Here is an 18254-nt window from a genome sequence, read left to right as displayed (position 1 = left end):
CGGACTATCACATGCCCCGCGCCCTGACCGAGATCCGCGCCGCCGCCCCCGGTGTCGAACTGACGCCCTATGCTGTCGAGACCCCGTCGCTGGACAATTCCCGCTGGTGGAAGGCCGCCGTCACCGCTCGGCGGATGACTTTGGAATATATGAAATATCTCACCGCCCTTGCCCGCGCCTCGGTCGGCGGCGGACGCCCGGCCGCAAGCGAAGCCGCCGCCGACACTCCGACTGAAAAGGCCGCCTGAGGTGACAACCCTGCGGTCGCTGGCCTTTGTCGCCTGGCTCTATCTGTCGCTGATGGTGTTCGCCGTCGGCCTGTCTCCGGCCCTGCTGATGTCCTATCGCCCGGCCATGTGGGTGATCCGCAACTGGGCCCGCTGCGTCCTGTTCGGCCTGCGCTGGGTCGCCGGGATCAAGGTCGAGTTCCGGGGTCTGGAACATTTGCCGGTCGGGGCCAGCCTGATCGCCGGCAAACACCAGTCAATGCTGGACGTCATCGCCCCGTTCGCGGTCCTGCCCGACAATTGTTTCATCATGAAGCAGGAGTTGGCCCCCCTGCCCTTCTTCGGCTGGTTCGCGGTCAAGACCAGGATGATCGCGGTCGATCGCTCGGCCCATGCCAAGGCGCTCAAGGCCATGGTGCGTCAGGCCCGCGACCGCTTCGCCGAAGGCCGGCAGATTCTGATCTTCCCCGAAGGCACCCGCGCGCCCGTCGGAGCCACCCCCGACTACAAACCCGGCATCGCCGCCCTCTACCGCGACCTCGACTGCCCCTGCACCCCGATCGCCACCAACTCGGGCGTCCACTGGCCGGCCCACGGCTTCCGGCGCTATCCGGGGATGGTGGTCTATGAGTTCCTGCCGGCGATCCCCGCAGGGCTGAAACGGGCGGAGTTCATGAGCCAGCTCGAAGAGCGGATCGAGGGGGCGTCGAACGCCCTGTTGGCGCGAGACCCTATCGCAGAGATTCCCACGCCAGCGCATGCACGCGGGCCCGTCCCAGGGCCGCGGCCATAGGCGGCTCCGCGAACAGGCCCGCGATGGCCGGGTCGCGCACGTCCAGCCCGCCCGTGAAGGCTCCGAACGCCGGCAGAATCGCGCGCCGGCCGTCGGTGACGAAGCACGGCCGGCGCACGCCCCGCCCATAGGCCGCCACCCGCGCCGCCGGGTGCAAGTGGCCCGCGATCTCGCCCGGCCGGACGCCGGCCTGCGGTTCGTGGATCAGGCGCAGCGAGCCCAGCGCCATCGTCTCCACCACCTCGCCGACCAGATCGTCCATGGCCCCGGCTAGGGCGGCGATGTCGTGATTGCCCTCCAGCCAGATCCAGTCGCGGCCCGCCGCCAGCCGGTCCAGCCGCGCCTTGTCGTCCGCCGCCATCCGGCCCACCGACGCCGCGTCGTGAAAGCTGTCGCCGAGCAAAACGACCGCCGCCGGCTGCAGGGCGTCGATCTCGGCCTCCAGCCGGTCGAGGGTGGCGCGGCTGTCGTAGGGCGGCAGCATCTGGCCGCGGGCGGCGAAGGCCGAGCCCTTCTCCAGATGCAGGTCGGCCGCGATCAGGGTCCGGTGGTTCACCACCCACAGCGCGCCCGAACAGCGCAGCACGCAGGGCTCGCCCTCGATATGGACCCGCAGGCCGCCGCTGGGGCAGCGCGCCGGGGCCAGGGCCTGCCTCAGGGCGGCGTTCATGAGGCCGACTCCGCGAACGCCGGCGCATCCGCCATCACCTCGGCGATCAGCTCGGCCTCGCCGAAGCCCCAGGCGCTGGCGTCGAGGATCATCTCCGCCGCCTGCCCGCCGCCGACCCGCTCGCGCCCGATCTGCACCAGCACCGGCACGCAGAAGGGCGACGGCCGTTCGAGCGGCACATGTTTGATATGGCCCTGGATGCGCGCCAGCAGCTGGCCCAGCCGCGCCACGTCCAACAGGCCCGCGGCCGCATCGGCGCGGGCAGTCTTCAGCAGCAGATGGTCGGGCTGGTGGCGGCGGAGCACGTCGTAGATCAGGTCGGTCGAAAAGGTCACCTGCCGGCCGGTCTTCTCGGTCCCCGGCTGGCGCTTCTCGATCAAACCCGAGATCAGGGCGCAATTGCGGAAGCTGCGCTTCATCATGAAGCTCTCGGCCAGCCAGCTCTCCAGATCGTCGCCCAGCATGTCGGACTCGAACAGCCGGTCGAGGTCCAGCCCGTCCATCGGCCGGATCGACCAGATGGCCAGCGAATAGTCGGTGCAGACGAAGCCCAGCGGCCCGATCCCCAGCCGGTCCAGCCGCCGTGTCAGCAGCATGCACAGGGTCCCATGCGCCAACCCGCCCTCGAACGGATAGGCGACGAGGAAATGCCGCGAGCCGCGCGGGAAGGTCTCGACCAGCAGGGTCCCGGCGTCTGGTATGACCGAGCGCGTCTCCTGAAGCTCCAGCCATTCCTGCACGTCGGGCGGCAGGACGCGCCAGTGGTCGCGGTCCTGGATCATGGCCCGCACCCGGTCGGCCAGCGAGGTCGACATGGGGAATTTCGACCCGCCCCATGAGGGGATCTTCGGGTCCCTGTCCTGGGCGTGGGTGACGAGGGCGTCCATCCCGTTGATCCCCTGGAAGGCCCAGACCTGGCCGGCGAAGACGAAGGTGTCGCCCGGCGACATCTGTTCGAAATAGTTCTCCTCGGCCTCGCCCACCTTGCGGCCGCCGATCAGCTGTTTCGAGGCGCCGCCGCGACGCGAGGCGATCCGCACATTCAGCGTCGCCGCCGCCACGATCGTCCCCACGTTCATCCGGTGCCGCTGCGCCGTCTGGGCGTTGCGGACCTTCCATTTGCCGTCCTGCGTCCGCACGATCCGCGCGAACCGCTCATAGGTGCGCAGGGCGTAGCCGCCGGTGGCGACCAGATCGACCACCTCCTCGAACTGTGCGTACATCAGGCCGCGATAAGGCTCGCAGCCCGTAACCTCCGCATACAGATCATCCATGACGAACGGCTCGGAACAGGCGCAGCCCATGACGTGCTGGGCCAGGGTGTCGAGCGTGCCGGTGTGCACCGGCTCCCAGTCAAAGGCGTTCTCGGCCACCGCCTCGCGCGCGGCCTGGCATTCCAGCATCTCGAACCGGCTGGCCGGCACCATCAGGGCGCGCGAGGGCTCGTCCAGCCGGTGGTTGGCCCGGCCAATGCGCTGCACCAACCGCGAGGCCCCCTTGGGCGCCGCCAGCTGGATCACCAGGTCGACGTCGCCCCAGTCGATTCCGAGGTCCAGGGTCGAGGTGCAGACCACGGCCCTTAGGTCGCCCCGCGCCATCGCCGCCTCGACCTTGCGCCGCTGCTCGGCCGCCAGCGAGCCGTGGTGCAGGGCGATGGGCAGGTCGTCGTCGTTGATGGCCCACAGCGACTGGAAGACGAACTCGGCCTGCCAGCGGGTGTTGACGAAGATGAGCGTCATCCCCGAGCGGCGGATGGCGTCGTAGACCTCGGGGATGGCGTGCTGGCCGGTATGCCCCGCCCACGGGACGTGACCCTCGCTGACCAGCACATCCACCACCGGCGGCGCGCCGGGATCGCCGCGGACGATGGTGACCTGATCTGCCCCCATCGGGAGAGGATTTCCCGGCTTCAGCCAGTCCGCGATCATCTCCGGATCGTCCACCGTCGCCGACAGGGCCACCCGCCGCATCCCCGGCGCGAACTGTTGCAGCCGCCCCAGACCCAGCGACAGCAGATCCCCCCGCTTGCCGCTCCAGATCGCATGCACCTCGTCCAGCACGACGCATTTCAGGTCGGCGAAATACGCCCGCGCCCCGTCCCAGGCGCAGAACAGGGCCAGCTGTTCCGGGGTGGTCAGCAGGATGTCGGGCGGAAACTCGCGCTGCCGCGCCTTCTTCGACTGTTTGGTGTCGCCCGTGCGGCTCTCGACATGGATGTTCAGCCCGATCTCGCGGATCGGCGTCATCAGGTTGCGCTCGACGTCTGTGGTCAACGCCTTCAGCGGCGACAGATACAGGGTGTGGACTCCGCTGCCCGGCCCGAACGCCGGCCGCGGCCCCCGTTCCGCCAGTTCGACCAGCGACGGCAGGAACCCCGCCAGCGTCTTGCCGCCCCCGGTCGGCGCGACCAGCAGGGCGTGCGACCCGGCCTCGGCCGCCGCGATCATCTCAAGCTGATGCCGACGCGGCGACCAGCCGCGCGACGCGAACCAGTCGGCGAACAGGGGCGAGAGCGTTGCAGGAGCGGGCGGCGGCGTCACATCGCGCCTATAGCATGTTCCCGTTCCGTTTCACCTGCGGAACGGCTATCTATCGGTCGTGTCCGTCGACTCCCTCACCTCTTCCGCGGCCCTCACCGGCGCCGAGCCGTGGCTGGCCCTGCCGCCGGCGCTCGCTATCCCGCCGGGCGCGGGCGCGATCTGCGACTCCGAGGGTCCGCGCCGGATCGGGCGCGGCGCGGCCGAGGGCGCCTTCACCACCGCCCCGGTCATGGTCGCCCACGCCAGCCTGACCGCGCGCCGTCTCGGAATCGCCCCGCCGCCGCGCTCGGCCGAGCTGCTGGACGTGCTGGAGCTGTTCGCCTTCGTCCGTCCCGCCCGCTTCTGCGCGCCCTCGCCCAGCGGCCTGGCCCTGGCCATGGGCATGAGCGAGCCGAAGGGGGCGGAGGCCCAGGCCGAGGCCTTGCGCCACGCCGCCGACGGCCTGCTGCGCGAACTGGCGGACCCGGCCTATCCGGATCGCGAGGCCGCCTTCACCCTGGCCGAGACGCTGGGCCGCGCCGGCTGGTCGTGGGCGTGGCGCGTCTCGGGCGCTTTGCAGCACCATCCGGTCCGGGACCGCCAGCATCGCGGCAGCGGGCTCGACGTCTGGTCGCGCCTGCCGGAATGGGAGGACGAGGCGCCGCGCGGCGAGGCCGGCTCGGCCCCCGTCGATTCCGAATCCGCCCGCATCCGCCTCGAGAAGCTGCTTCAGGCCTCGGGACTCGACGAGACCCGCCCGACCCAGTCCGACTACGCCGCCGAGGCCGCCTACGCCTTCTCGCCCCGCAACGAGGAGGGCCGTCCCCGCTTCCTGCTGGCCGAGGCCGGCACCGGGACCGGCAAGACCCTCGGCTATCTCGCCCCCGCCAGCCTGTGGGCCGAGCGCAATCAGGGCGCCGCCTGGGTCTCGACCTACACCCGCGCCCTGCAGCGTCAGATCGACCGCGAGAGCGCCGCCCTGTGGCCCGACCCGGTCGAACGGAAAAAGAAGACCGTCGTCCGCAAAGGGCGCGAAAACTACCTCTGCCTGCTGAATCTGCAGGAGATGGTTCAGGCGGCCCAACTCGGGAACGGCGACCTGATCGGCATGGCCTTGGCCAGCCGATGGGCCATGCACAGCCGCGACGGCGACATGACCGGCGGCGACTATCCCGGCTGGCTGCCCGGCCTGTTCGCGACAGGGCCCAGCCATCAGGCCAGCGCCGCCAACCTCGTCGACCGGCGCGGCGAATGCGTCCACGCCGCCTGCCCCCACTACCGCAGCTGTTTCGTCGAGAAGACCATTCGGGCCAGCCGCCGGGCCGATCTGGTCGTCGCCAACCACGCCCTCGTCATGACCCAGGCCGCCTTCGACGGCGCCCGGTCGGCGCGCGGGCTGAAACAGGACGGCGAGACGGCGGCGCTGAAGCGCATCGTCTTCGACGAGGGCCACCATCTGTTCGACGCCGCCGACAGCGCCTTCTCGGCCTGCCTGTCGGGGCAGGAGGCCGCCGAACTGCGCCGCTGGCTGCGCGGGCCCGAGGGCCGCGGCCGACGCGGGCGCGGTCTGGAACAGCGGCTCGGCGACCTGTGCGCCGACAACGAGGCGGCGACCAGGGCGCTGCAGGACGCCGTGCGCGCCGCCGCCCAGCTGCCCGGCGAGGGCGTGTCCGGCCGCATCGCCCCGGCGTCGGGCGAGGTCAATCCGGTCGGGCCGATCGAACGCTTCCTGCTGGCGGCGCTGGAACAGCTGCGGGCACGGACATCGGAGAACGCCTCGGGCAGCGGGACCGAATTCGGCATGGAATGCTCGCTGCATCCGGTCACCGAACCGGTGATGGAGGCCGCCCGCGAAGCCGCCCAGGCCCTGGCCGCCGTCGAGGCGCCGTTGCTGGCCCTGTCACGGCATCTGGAAGACATCCTTGACGACGAAGCCTCGGAACTGGACGGCGCGTCGCGCGCCCGCATCGAAGGCGCCCTGCGCGGCCTCGACCGGCGCGCCCGCATGACCCTGCCCGGCTGGCGCTCGATGCTGGCGGCGCTGGAGGTCTCGTCGGATGAACCGGACCCGGACTTCCTCGACTGGCTGTCCGCCGAGGCCGCCTTCGGCCGCATCATGGACGTGGCCCTGCGCCGCCACTGGATCGACCCGACCGTGCCGCTGGAGGCCGCGGTGATCATGCCGGCCCACGGCGTGCTGGTGACCAGCGCCACCCTGTCCGATCCGAATTCGGACGATCCGTTCGACATGGCCCGGCTGCGCACCGGCTCGGCGCGGCTGATCGAACCCGCCCGGACACTGAAGGTCGAAAGCCCGTTCGACTACGCCGCCAACAGCCGGGTCATCGTCGTCAACGATCTGATCAAGGACGACACGCGCCAGACCGCCGCGGCCATGCGCGAACTCTTCCTCGCGGCCGGCGGCGGAGGCCTCGGCCTGTTCACCGCCATCCGCCGGTTGAAGGCGGTCTATGAGCGGCTGGGTCCGGACCTGGCGAAACAGGGCATCCCCCTCTACGCCCAGCACGTCGATCCGCTGGAGGTCGGCGCCCTGGTCGATGTCTTCCGCGCCGAACAGGACAGCTGCCTGCTGGGCACCGATGCGGTTCGGGACGGGGTCGATGTGCCGGGCCGGTCCCTGCGCATCCTCGCCTTCGACCGCGTCCCGTGGCCGCGCCCCGACCTGCTGCACAAGGCGCGCCGCCTGCGCTTCGGCGGCGAGGGCGCCGGGGGACGCAATTTCGACGACGCCCTCGCCCGCGCCCGCATGGCCCAGGCCTTCGGCCGGCTGATCCGCCGCGCCGACGACAAGGGAGTCTTCGTCATGCTGGACGCCGCCGCCCCGACCCGCCTGTTCGCCAGCCTGCCGCCGGGCGTGGAAGTCCAGCGCATGGGTCTGGCCGGGGCGGTGGAGCTGGTGGAGAGCTTCCTCAAGCCGGAGTCGGCGGACTAACCCTCGAACGTGATCTCGACGCTCTTCGCCGACCGCTCGGCCTCGCCGTGGAACACCGCCTCGATGTTGTTGCTGTCGGGATCCAGCAGGAAGGCGGCGTAGTAGCCGGGATGGTACGGCCGTTCGCCGGGTGCGCCGTTATCCTTGCCGCCCGCCGCGCATCCGGCCTTGTGAAACGCATCCACCATCGCCCGGTCCTGCGCCTGGAAGGCCAGGTGATGCCGCCCGGTCAGCTTGCCCGCCGCCGCCTCGCTGTCGGCGGTGGAGATGAACAGCTCGTCGACCCAGAAAAAGCTGTCGCCCTCGCCCCCCAGCGGCACGCCCAGCGCCTCGAACACCGCGTCATAGAACCGACGCGTGACGTCCAGGTCCTTCACGACCAGTTGGATGTGGTCGATCAGCCGACCCCGATGCAGCGACTGCGTTTCCATCCCGGGCTCCCGCGTTGTGAACCTCGACAAAACGACAGGCGCAGGGCGCCGTTCCCGCGCGTTCCGACTTGCTCCGCGGGAACGGCTTCACCATATCGTCGCCGCTGGGCGATCGGGGGTGCGGAGAAGTAGACGCAGTAGACGCTATAGACTGTTTTTTCGGCCCGGTTCCGGGTTTCAGACGTTTCGAACTGTTCAGACCCGTTTTGCCGGAGCCTCGATGACCGCCGCCCCCCGCCACAGCCGCCGCGGCCTGCTGGCCCCCTTCCTGATCGTGGGCGTGCTGCTGGCCGCCTGGACGGGCTGGTGGTTCTACCTGACCACCCAGATCGAGACGCGGCTGGACGCCCGGGTCGCGGCCCTGCGGCAGGACGGTTGGCGCATCAGCCATGCCTCGCGCACCATCACCGGCTGGCCCTTCCGGGCGAGGGTGTCGATCCCGCACGCCGACATCCTGGCCCCCTCGGGCCACGGCATAGCCGCGCCCGAACTGATCGCCGAGGCCAATGCTTACAACCCCGACCGCTGGGTGGTGATCGCCCCCGACGGCCTGACCCTGACCCGCGCCGACAAGGGCAAGGTCGGGATCGACGGCGACGGCCTGCGGCTGAGCGTGAGCCATCTGCGCGAGCGTTTCCCCGACCTGCGCGTCGAGCTGATCCGCCCGACCTTCACCGCCCACCGGGACGCCGAGCCCTTCCCCATCGCCTCGGCCGAACGGATCCTGCTCAACGTCCGTCCGCACCTGACCGGCGGCCCCGCCGCCACGGACGGGATGGACGTGGCCTTCAATCTCATCGACGCCCGGGGCCGTCCCGGCGGTCCGGTCGAGGGGGCCACCCGGCAGGGCCGTTTGACCGCCCGGATCGAAGGCACCGTCCTCAACGCCAGCCGCCTGAGCGGCATGGACAGCGCCGGGGTCTTCGCCGCCTGGACGGCGTCCGGAGGTCGCTTCACCGCCATCAAGGGCGAACTGGAAGCCGGCGACAGCCGCGCTCGTATCGAAAGCGCCGCCCTGTCCGCCGACGCTGAAGGCCGGCTGCAGGGGGAGGTCGCCCTGCGCGCCGAACGGCCCGGCGCCGCCATCGCCGGCCTGGCCCGGTCGCGGTCCGGGGCCGTCAACCGGCTGGGCGCGGCGGGAGCCGCCGCAGCGACTGCCGTTTCCGGCGACCGGGGCGTCGATCTGGTCATCCGGTTCCGCGACGGCCGCACTTGGCTGGGGCCCTTCGCCCTGGCCCCGGCGCCGAAGCTGTTCTGATGCTGGTCGAACCGGAAGCCGACGCCGGGCGACTGGCCCTTGACCGGGCGGTGATGGAAGCGGTGCGGGCGCGTCTGGCCGCCGGGCCCCGCCCGACGCCCGACGCCGACGCCATCGCCATGCGCGATCTCCTCGACGGGCTGTCGCCTCCCGAGGCTTCGGCCGCCCGCGCCGTCCTCGGCCGGATCGACGCGGTCCATCGGCCCCCGCTGGTCGTCTGGGGACCCGCCAGCCAGACGCTCGCCGCCGACCGCTTCGGCCTGGTCGCCCGAGCCGTCGCCGGGCCTGAGCAGGCGCTGGCGGCGGTCCGCGACGGGGCCCGCGCCCTGATGGACGTGACGGCCGCCACGGCCTGGTGGGGACGGCTGCTGGCGGAGCCCGACCTGCGGGTCGTCGCCGCCCTGCCCGACGACCGCCACGGCGTCCCGCGCGCCCTGATGATACAACGGGCGCAATCCGGCCCCACGGGCGACGACCGCACCTTCTGGGTCACGGACAGCCCCGCCCCGAACGCCCGCATCGTCCAGGCCCTGGGCGCCGCCGGCCTGGCCGCCGATCCGCTGATCGCGGCGGGCGGCTTGAAGCTGTTCATGCTCGCGGGCTATGTGCAGGCCGAGGACGGGCGGCTCGCATCCGCGCCCGGCAGCCTCGGCGGCGTCATCGGCGCCGCCCCCCAGTTCTGACCTCGAGGACCGTTCCATGACCGACGCGCCCGCGCCCCAGGGTCCCGCGCCCAAGCCCGGCATCCTCGACATAGCTCCCTATGTCGGCGGCAAGTCGCGCATCGAGGGCGTGGCCGAGCCGATGAAGCTGTCGTCCAACGAGAACGCTCTCGGCGCCGGCGAGAAGGCCCGCGAAGCCTTCGCCGCGGCCGCGGATCATATCCATATGTACCCGGACGGCCGGGCCATGAAGCTGCGCGCCGCCGTCGCCGACCACCACGGGCTCGAGCCCGAGCGTCTGATCTTCGGCAACGGCTCGGACGAAGTCTTCGCCCTGCTGAACCAGTGCTACCTGACGCCAGGCGACAACATCGTCACCGGCCAGTACGGCTTCCTCGCCTACCGCATCTCGGCCAAGGCCAACCAGGCCGAGGTGAAACTGGCCCCCGAACCGGGCTTCAAGGCCGAGGTCGACGCCCTGCTGGAGCAGGTCGATGAGCGGACGAAGCTGGTCTACATCTCCAGCCCCTCGAACCCGACCGGCAGCTACAACACCGCCGAGGAAACCCGCCGCCTGCACGCGAGCCTCCCGCCCCACGTCCTGCTGGTCATCGACGAGGCCTATGCCGAGTTCGTCTCCGAGCCCGACTGGGAGACCAGTTTCCCCCTGGCTCGCGGCGCCGACAACATCGTGGTCACGCGCACCTTCTCCAAGATCCATGGCCTGGGCGGCCTGCGCATCGGCTTCGGATACGCGCCGCTGAAGGTGGCCGAGGCGGTGGACCGCATCCGTCTGCCGTTCAACGTCTCGGTGCCCGGCATCGAAGCCGCCGTCGCCGCCCTGGGCGACGAGGCGCACCAGACGGCCTCGCGCGACCTGGTCCACGCCTGGCGGCCGCGCCTGACCCAGGCCATCAGGGGCTTCGGCTTCGACGTCTTCCCCTCGGCCGGCAATTTCGTTCTGGTCCGCTTCCCCGACGAGAAGCGAAACGCCGCCGCCGCCAATGACTATCTGAATTCGAAGGGGATCATCGTCCGCCCGGTCGGCGGCTACGGCCTGCCCGATTGTCTGCGGATCACCGTCGGCACCGAAGACCAGAACCGGGCGGTGATCGACGCCCTGAGCGAGTTCGCCGCGACCTGAGGCCCCGGGCCAGTATGGGGCCGGGCGGTCGCCTCAGTCCCGCCGGAACAGCCGGCTCGCCGCCCACCCCGTGAAGGCCGCCAGCAACACGCACAGCATGCCGTAGCTCCACGGCCGCCGGTGCGCGAGCTCGAAGATATCGCGTTCGATGCCGACCTTCTCGACCGTCAGGGTCAGGTTGGAAACCGACGCCGGCTCGCCGTCCTGGAACAGCCAGACCTCGGCGAAATACTGGCCGGTCGGGGCCACGGCGGGCAACTCCAGCTCGGCGCGGAACAGACCTGCGTCGACGAACTCCACCCCGTCCGGGTCGGTATTGTACAGCGCCGCCGCCTCGCGCAGCCGGATCACGGCGCGACGGTAGTCGAGATAATCCTCGCCCAGCCGGCTGACGACCACGTCCCTGACGCCGTAGCGGGTGACGGTGCGGCTCTCCTGCGGAGCGTTGATGCGCAGGTGGTCGACCCCCACCCCCAGCCGCCGCAGCTGGCCGAAGTCGGCGATGTCGGACAGGGGGCGGGTCGAGGCGGTCATGTAGAACCCCGGTGCCCCTTCGAACAGCACCGGGCGGCTGTTGAGCCAGACGCCGAGGTTCCGGGTCTTCTTGACCAGACGCACGGGACCGTCCGGACCGCGCACCACCACCACCACATCGGCGGGCCGGTCGGTCGGATTGAAGACCGCGCCATAGAGGATGATCGAGGCGCCGCGGAAACTGGAGTCGACCATAACCCGGGCGTCGGTCAGGGCGGCGGCGACGCGGACCTGGTCCATGGTGGCGGCCGACCGTTCCGGCGCGGGCGCAGCGACGGGCGGCGGCGGCGGGGGCAGCGCCTGGATCATTCAGGCACCCCCGGCGCAAAGGCGAACAGGTCGGACGGGCGCACGAACAGCTCCAGGCCCATCTGGATGCCGACCAGCAGCACGATCAGCCCCAGCACCGCCCTCAACTCCTCGGCCCGGAACCGGCCCGACAGGCGGGCGCCATACTGGGCCCCCACGACCCCGCCCAGCAGCAGGATGGTCGATAGCACGATGTCGACGGTCTGGTTGCGGCCGGCCTGGAGGATGGTGGTCATGGCCGTGACGACGATGATCTGGAACAGGCTGGTGCCGACCACCACCCCCGCCTTCATGCGCAGCACATACAGCATCGCGGGAACGAGGATGAAACCGCCGCCCACCCCCATGATGGCCGACAACACACCGGCGAAGGCACCGAGCGCAAACGGCGGAATGGCGCTGATGTAAAGGCCCGAACGGGGAAAGCGCATCTTCAGCGGCAGGCCGTACAGCCACAGCGGGCGACGGCGTTCCTTGTGGGGAACCACCTCGCCGCGCACCCTCCGCAGGATCTGGCCGAGGCTCTCGTACAGCATCAGGGTGCCGATGGCGCCGAGAAACAGCAGATAGGCCAGGGCCACGGCCAGGTCCGCCTGGCCGAGCAGACGCAGATAGCGGAACAGTTCGACGCCCAGCAGCGCGCCGATCACGCCGCCCGCCGCCATGACCCCGCCCATGCGGTAGTCGACCGCCTTCTGGCTGGTGTAGCTGATGACGCCCGAGGTCGAGGAGGCGACGACGTGGCTGGCCTGGCTGGCCACCGCCACCGAGGGCGGAATGCCGAGAAAGATCAGGATCGGGGCCATCAGGAAACCGCCGCCGATGCCGAACAGTCCGGACACGAATCCGACCGTCGCGCCCAGCAGAACCAGGAGCGGCCAGTTCACCGAAACCTCGGCGATCGGCAGATAGATATCCAAAGGACGCGCCTTCGGCTGGAACTGAGGCTAGGCGCCGGTGAGGCGACGATGGAAGTGTTGGTGTCCTAGACCCACCGGACGGCCCCCGCCACCCGATGCACCAGAAAAGCTGGACCGTATCGTTTCACGCGAGCGGTTCGACCTGGAAACGGTCGGCTTCGGCCCGGGCCTTGCCGCGCGCCGCGGCCGGAACCGTTGCACGCAGACGCTCGACCGCTGCCTGGGCGTCGACGTCGCCCGCGCGGGCGGCGATCAGGTACCATTTGTAGGCCTCGGCCAGGTCGGGCTGGATGTCCTCGTCCCCGGTCTCGTACAGCTTGGCGACATTGTACTGGCTGTCGACCAGGCCGCGTTCCGCCGCCCGCTTCAGCCATTCCAGGGCTTCGCCCCGGTCCCGCGCTCCGCCGACGCCGTCGAACAGATACATGCCGTAGGCGTGCATGCCCCGGGCGTCGCCGCCATCCGCCGCCATTCGCGCCCAGACGCGGGCTTCCGGCGGATTCGCGGCCAGACCCTTCTCGCCCTCCTGATAGAGGCCGGCCAGATGCAGCTGGGCCGGGGCATGGCCGCTCGCGGCGGCCTGTTTCAGCGTCTCGATCCCGGCGGCGTCATCCGCGTCCAGCAGTTCGATCGCCTGTCGGTACAGGTCGGCCCCGCGCTTAGGATCGACCGTCGTGGCCTCCATCGGCGCCACGGCCAGGGCCGCGATAGGCCGGGCCTCCGCCGCGTCTCCGCCCGGAAGGCCGGGAATGGTCAGGCCCGAGCCCGTCAACTGACCGGTCGCATAGGCCCCGCCCGCGGTGAGCAGGATCGCGATGGCCGAGGCCCCCAGGGCCTTGCGAACCGTGCCGCCGTCCTTGGCCGCCTGCTTGTCCAGCCGTTCCTGCAGCCGGGACTTGCCGCCACGTTTCAGACCGAAGCCCGAACGGGCCGGCGCCTCCTCGGCGGGCGCGGCCATGGCGGCGCGCGCCGCGTCGATGGTCTGTCGCGTCGACGAGGCGCGGCCCTGGGCGGCGGCCGCGCGCAGGGCGCGAGGGTCGACGAAATCGGTTTCGCCGGCGAACTCGTCCTGGCCAGCATCAAATGCGCCGATGTCGCCGGCGCCGAGCGCGGTCGCTTTCAGCGCATCCGAGACATCGGCGCCGCCGAAGCCCTGGCCGAACGCGGAGGGCGCCGGCCGCTCTGTCGGCGCCGGCTCGAACGGGGGCGGGGCGAAGCCCGGGACCTGGGGCGCGGCGCCGATCTCATCGGCCAGCGACGTCGCGGCCGGGCGACTGCCGAAAGGAGCCGACGCGACCGGCGCTCCCGGCTCGGCGTCGGCCCGAGGACCGCGCATGACGGCGTCGAAGACGGCGTCGGCGCTCAAGGCTTCACCGGACGCAACAGCGGCCTCCGCATCCGGCGGGGCGAGGTCGGCGGACCATGCCTGCTGCTCGGCGTAGACCGGATCGTCGAAGACCGTGTCGGAGAACGGGGCGTCAGGAAAGGCCGTGTCCGGGAAGGCCGCGGCGCGCCAGTCGGCGTCGACCGCAGCGGCCGGCGTCGCCCGAGGCGGTTCTGCCCGCCGGTCGATATTGTCGCGCGCCTCGGCGATCAGGGCCGCCGTTCGCTCCTCCGACATCCGCATCCGCTCGGCCAGTTCGCCCGAGGCGCGGTCATAGTGCTGCTCGATCCGGCTCGAGCTGTCGATCAGCCGTCGGCTGATGTCCTCGAGGGCCTGCTGGGAGCGGCGCTCGGATTGGGCGATGCGTTCGCTCAGCCGGTCGGAGATGCGGGTGATCTCGCCGCCCAGCTTCTCCAGCGCCAGGGCGTGGCGATCGTCGGTGGCGGTCAGCCGTTGCTCGATGCCCTGGGCGAACCGGCCCATGTCGGTCTCGACCTTGCGGCTCAGCTGATCGAAGCGTGCGGGCGTCTCGGTCTCGATAGCCTGGACGCGCCCGTTCAGGTTCTGGGCGATGCGCAGGACTTCCCGGCCCATGGCCTCGACCGCCTTGGCGGAACGCTCCTCGGACGCCTTGACCTGGTCGCCGATCGAGAGCACCGCGCGCTCGATCCGGTCCATCCGGCCCTCGGTTTCGGCCGTGTCCAGCCGTCGCATCATCTCGGCGCGGTTGGCCTCGACCGAGCGCGACAGGGTCTCGGCCAGCTTTTCGAAACGGGCGGCCTCGCGCACGCCCTCGGGTTCGACCCGCGCCTCGGCGGCGCGCAGACGCTGGTCCAGTCCGGCGAAGGAGCGCTCGAGCCCGCGCAGGGCTTCGGTCGTCCGCCCCTGCGCCTGGTCCAGTCGCTGTCCGACCTGGGCCAGCAGCTCCGACCCGACGCCGGGACCGGCGGCCTTTTCGACCGCCTCCATGCGCTGGCGCAGCTCATTGGCGCCCCTGCGCTGGCGTTCCTCGATGTCGTACAGGCGGCTCGCCAGGGCCCCCATGGTGGTCTCGACCTTGCCGAAGGTCTCGGCGGTCTGGGGGCCGACCTCCTGCTCGAAGCGGCGCAGGCGTTTGTGACCCTCGCGCAACTCCTCGGCGATGTCGTCGATGCGGCGGCCATAGGCCTTGCCCGTCTGGTCCTGGTTTTCCAGACGGCGCACCAGGCCCGAGACGGCCTGGTCGACCCCCTGGATGGCGATGGTCGAGCGGCGCTCGGCGGCTTCCAGCCGCGCGGCGATCGCGTCGATCGACGCCCCGAGGCGCTGCAGCGGGTCGTCGCCGCCGCCGTAGGCGTCCTCGACGCGGCGGCTGCGGCCGCGGCGATCGATGCTGTCGGCGGCATGGGCGCGGCGGGACAGGGGCGTGAAGCCGCCCTCGTCGTCGTCGCCGTCCTCCATGATGATGGTGTTCAGCCACTCGCCCAGCGTCATGCCGGAGCGACGGGCGAGGTCCTTGGCGATCTCGCGCGCCTTGGGCTCGATGCCCTTCACGCTCCACGGCGCGGCTGCGCTCACTGATTCGCCTCCCGACCTACTTGTCGAACGCTAGACGCCAAGATGATGCGTGTAAACGCGTGGTTAACCCCAAGATGTAGCGGCCCTCCCATCTTCCTGTGGAAAGCCCGCATCCTGAGAGTCTCAGGCCCGAGGTGTTAATGACGGGTAAAGATTAACGGCCCGGAAAGGGTTCGGACTTGCGCCGGGGCGGCGGCCGGGCCACCTCGCGCCGATGAGCCTGAACCTGACCCTCGCCCTGATCGTCGCGGCCCTGGCCCTGGCGGTGTTCGCGGGCTGGCGCGGCTCGCGGCCGTGGGATCCGAGGCGCGGCGTCCGCATGATCCCCTGGCGGTTCGTCATGCTGCTGGCGGGCGCCGCGGTGTTCATCCTGGCGATCCATGTCGGAACCCTGCTGGGCGTGCCGCAGCGGGCCTACTGAGACCAGGATCAGCCCGCGAAGCACCATGCCAGAACGGCCTTCTGGGCGTGGATGCGGTTTTCGGCCTCGTCCCAGACCAGCGAGCGCGGGCCGTCGATGACGGCGTCGGTGACCTCCTCGCCGCGGTGGGCGGGCAGGCAGTGGAGGAAGACCGCGTCTCCCGCGGCGGCGTCCATCAGGGCGCCGTCGACGCCATAGCCCTCGAAGGCTTCGAGGCGGGCCTCGTAGTCGCCGTCGCCCATCGACACCCAGGTGTCGGTGACCACCACGTCGGCGCCGGCCACGGCCTCGCGCGGATCGGCCGTCAGGGTGACGTGATTGCCGCCCCGGGCCAGGTCGTGCAGGTCGGGATGATAGTCGGCCGGACAGGCGACGTTGAGGTGGAAGCCCAGTTTCGGCGCCGCGTGGATGAAGCTGTGGCAGACGTTGTTGCCGTCCCCGACCCAGGCGATGGTCTTGCCCGCGATCGGCCCGCGGGCCTCCTCGATGGTCATGATGTCGGCGAGGATCTGGCACGGGTGCGAGCGGTCGGTCAGGCCGTTGATCACCGGCACGGTCGAGACGCGGGCGAAGCGTTCGACGTCCTCGTGATCGTTGGCGCGGATCATCACCGCGTCGACCATGCGCGACAGGACCCGGGCCGTGTCCTCGACCGGCTCGCCCCGCCCCAGCTGCATGTCGCCGGCGTTGGCGATGATCGAGGCCCCGCCCAGCTGGCGGATGGCGGCGTCGAAGCTGAAGCGGGTGCGGGTCGAGTTCTTCTCGAAGATCATCGCCAGCACGCGATCCTTCGCCGGGGCGTCGGCGTCGACGCGGCCCTTCGGCCAGCCCTTGCGCGCGGCCTTGCGGGCGTGGGCGTCGTCGAGGATGGCGCGAAGCTCTTCGGCGTCCAGCTTGTAGAGGTCGAGGAAGTGGCGGGTCATGATCAGGCCGCCGCCAGCTTGCCGCGGGCGAATTCGCAGGTGCGCTCCAGCCGTTCGACGGCCTCGCGGGCCTCCTCGAGGGTCAGGTTCAGCGGCGGCAGGATGCGCACCAGATTGTCGCCGCCGCCGGCGACCAGCAGTTGCGCCTCGTCGCGAGCCCAGCCCATGAATTCGCGGTTGTTGGGAATCAGCTTCATCCCCATCAGCAGGCCCTTGCCCCGCACCTCGACGATGATGTCGGGGAAGCGCTGGGCCAGGCCGTGCAGCTGCTGCTTCAGATAGCCGGCGATCTCGTTGACGTGGGCCAGGGTCTCCGGTTTCGAGATTTCGGCGAAGGCGGCCTGGCCGACGGCCATGGCCAGGGGATTGCCGCCGAAGGTCGAGCCGTGCACGCCCACCGTCATGCCCGAGGCCGCCTTTGTCGTGGCGAGGCAGGCGCCGACCGGGAAGCCGCCGCCCAGGGCCTTGGCGATGGCCATGATGTCGGGCGTCATGCCGGCCCATTCGTGGGCCCAGAGCCTGCCGGTCCGGCCCATGCCGCACTGGACCTCGTCGAAGATGATCAGGACGCCGTTGTCGTCGGCCATCTGGCGCATCCAGCGCAGGTCCTCGTCCGGGGTGGCGCGGCAGCCGCCCTCGCCCTGCACCGGCTCGAGGATGATCGCGGCCGTGGTCGGGCTGCGGAACGCCGCTTCCAGCGCCTCGCGGTCGCCCCAGACCAGCTGGTGGAAGCCTTCCATCGGCGGGCCGAAGCCGTTGGTGTAGCTCGGGTTGGCGGCGGCGTTGATGGCGCCGTACGTGCGGCCGTGGAACGAGCCGTCGAAGCCGTAGATGTCGATCCGCTCAGGCTGGCCGTTGGCCGAGTGATACTTCCGCGCCGTCTTCAGCGCGCATTCCACCGCCTCGGTCCCCGAGTTGGTGAAGAAGACCACGTCGGCGAAGGACTTTTCGCACAGGGCGTCGGCGAGGGCCTCCTGCCCCGGAATCTTGAAGATGTTGGACACGTGCCAGAGCTTTTCGGCCTGGTCCTTGACGGCCTGGACGAGGACCGGATGGGCGTGGCCGAGGGCGTTGGTCGAAATGCCCATGACGCAGTCGAGGTATTCGGTCCCGTCCTTCGCCCACAGACGCGCGCCCTGGCCGCGATCCACCTCCAGCGGCGCGCGGTTGTAGACACCCATCAGATGTTCAGTGGACACGGATCAGACCTCCAAAAGCGAGACGGCCCCGCCGCTGGAGAGCGCCGGGACCGCTTGAAAAAGGGTCAGGCCTTGTCGGCCGGGGGGCGGGGTTAGTCAACATCTTGCTGGGCCGCGGTCGTCGGCCCTTCGGGACCTCCCGACGCGGCCTGGCGCTTCGCGCAGGCTGAAGCCCTCTCCGGCCGGGGGCCGGAAAGTGGTGGGGAGGTGCGGAGCGCGGGCGGGTCGGCCCGGAACCGTGATGTGGCCCCCTGCTTTCGCGTTACGGGGACCGGTGAGGAGTTTTCGGCGTCGCCGCCTGCGCTCCGCGCGACCGGTTCACGCAAGCCGACGGGGGCGGGCTTCTGGTG

Annotated in this window: 14 protein-coding genes and 1 pseudogene; 7 read left to right on the top strand and 8 right to left on the bottom strand. The window is 70.8% G+C overall.

The window, feature by feature from the left end:
- Positions 1-248, top strand: a pseudogene (locus Q8Q71_RS10545) (YdcF family protein); the annotation flags it as partial.
- Position 249: 1 nt separating this feature from the next.
- Positions 250-1020, top strand: coding sequence for a 1-acyl-sn-glycerol-3-phosphate acyltransferase (locus Q8Q71_RS10540; RefSeq protein WP_305759549.1), 771 nt, complete (start codon positions 250-252; stop codon positions 1018-1020).
- Here the strand turns inward: Q8Q71_RS10540 and pdeM are convergent.
- A complete protein-coding gene (gene pdeM, locus Q8Q71_RS10535; protein ID WP_305759548.1) occupies positions 959-1690 on the bottom strand; it encodes a ligase-associated DNA damage response endonuclease PdeM in 732 nt (243 codons plus the stop codon). The genes Q8Q71_RS10540 and pdeM overlap by 62 nt on opposite strands.
- A complete protein-coding gene (locus Q8Q71_RS10530) occupies positions 1687-4230 on the bottom strand; it encodes a ligase-associated DNA damage response DEXH box helicase (RefSeq protein ID WP_305759547.1) in 2544 nt (847 codons plus the stop codon). Before Q8Q71_RS10530 ends, pdeM begins: the two co-directional genes overlap by 4 nt.
- Positions 4231-4459: 229 nt before the next feature.
- On the opposite strand from Q8Q71_RS10530, the gene Q8Q71_RS10525 reads away from it, so the two are divergent.
- A complete protein-coding gene (locus Q8Q71_RS10525; protein ID WP_371315951.1) occupies positions 4460-7162 on the top strand; it encodes an ATP-dependent DNA helicase in 2703 nt (900 codons plus the stop codon).
- On the opposite strand, the gene Q8Q71_RS10520 is transcribed toward Q8Q71_RS10525, so the two are convergent.
- Positions 7159-7593, bottom strand: coding sequence for a VOC family protein (locus Q8Q71_RS10520; RefSeq protein ID WP_305759545.1), 435 nt, complete (start codon positions 7591-7593; stop codon positions 7159-7161). The genes Q8Q71_RS10525 and Q8Q71_RS10520 overlap by 4 nt on opposite strands.
- Positions 7594-7813: 220 nt before the next feature.
- Here Q8Q71_RS10520 and Q8Q71_RS10515 point away from each other — a divergent pair, with 220 nt between their 5' ends.
- Genes Q8Q71_RS10515 through hisC form a run of 3 tightly spaced genes read left to right on the top strand, consistent with a single transcriptional unit; the run spans position 7814 to position 10657 of the window.
- Positions 7814-8851, top strand: coding sequence for a DUF2125 domain-containing protein (locus tag Q8Q71_RS10515; RefSeq protein ID WP_305759544.1), 1038 nt, complete (start codon positions 7814-7816; stop codon positions 8849-8851).
- Entirely contained in the window at positions 8851-9534 is a 684-nt protein-coding gene (locus Q8Q71_RS10510) for a hypothetical protein (RefSeq protein WP_305759543.1), read from the top strand. The genes Q8Q71_RS10515 and Q8Q71_RS10510 overlap by 1 nt, the downstream gene beginning before the upstream one ends.
- A gap of 16 nt (positions 9535-9550) precedes the next feature.
- Positions 9551-10657, top strand: a complete 1107-nt coding sequence (gene hisC / locus Q8Q71_RS10505) for a histidinol-phosphate transaminase (RefSeq protein ID WP_305759542.1) — start codon at positions 9551-9553, stop codon at positions 10655-10657.
- A 33-nt stretch (positions 10658-10690) separates the two neighbouring features.
- Here the strand turns inward: hisC and Q8Q71_RS10500 are convergent, their stop codons facing one another.
- The 3 genes from Q8Q71_RS10500 to Q8Q71_RS10490 form a co-directional block, all read right to left on the bottom strand.
- The gene (locus tag Q8Q71_RS10500; RefSeq protein ID WP_305759541.1) at positions 10691-11500 is read right to left on the bottom strand and encodes a TIGR02186 family protein; all 810 of its coding nucleotides are present in this window, start codon (positions 11498-11500) and stop codon (positions 10691-10693) included.
- Positions 11497-12420 carry a sulfite exporter TauE/SafE family protein gene (locus tag Q8Q71_RS10495; RefSeq protein WP_305759540.1) on the bottom strand — a complete coding sequence of 308 codons (924 nt, stop codon included), beginning with the start codon at positions 12418-12420 and terminating at the stop codon, positions 11497-11499. Before Q8Q71_RS10495 ends, Q8Q71_RS10500 begins: the two co-directional genes overlap by 4 nt.
- Before the next feature lie 124 nt (positions 12421-12544).
- The gene (locus tag Q8Q71_RS10490; RefSeq protein ID WP_305759539.1) at positions 12545-15361 is read right to left on the bottom strand and encodes a hypothetical protein; all 2817 of its coding nucleotides are present in this window, start codon (positions 15359-15361) and stop codon (positions 12545-12547) included.
- Positions 15362-15575: 214 nt separating this feature from the next.
- Here Q8Q71_RS10490 and Q8Q71_RS10485 point away from each other — a divergent pair, with 214 nt between their 5' ends.
- Positions 15576-15782, top strand: a complete 207-nt coding sequence (locus tag Q8Q71_RS10485; RefSeq protein ID WP_305759538.1) for a hypothetical protein — start codon at positions 15576-15578, stop codon at positions 15780-15782.
- Positions 15783-15790: 8 nt separating this feature from the next.
- Here Q8Q71_RS10485 and argF read toward each other — a convergent pair whose 3' ends face one another.
- The gene (argF, locus tag Q8Q71_RS10480; RefSeq protein ID WP_305759550.1) at positions 15791-16711 is read right to left on the bottom strand and encodes an ornithine carbamoyltransferase; all 921 of its coding nucleotides are present in this window, start codon (positions 16709-16711) and stop codon (positions 15791-15793) included.
- Complete coding sequence (locus tag Q8Q71_RS10475; RefSeq protein WP_305759537.1) at positions 16708-17904, bottom strand: aspartate aminotransferase family protein; 1197 nt, start codon at positions 17902-17904, stop codon at positions 16708-16710. The genes argF and Q8Q71_RS10475 overlap by 4 nt, the downstream gene beginning before the upstream one ends.
- Between the last annotated feature and the right edge of the window lie 350 nt (positions 17905-18254).

Origin of the sequence: Brevundimonas sp. (genome assembly GCF_030704825.1) — a bacterium.
Taxonomy (GTDB): Bacteria; Pseudomonadota; Alphaproteobacteria; order Caulobacterales; family Caulobacteraceae; genus Brevundimonas.
The sequence above is the reverse complement of the archived record's forward strand: the minus strand, read 5'-3'. Positions and strand labels throughout refer to the sequence as shown.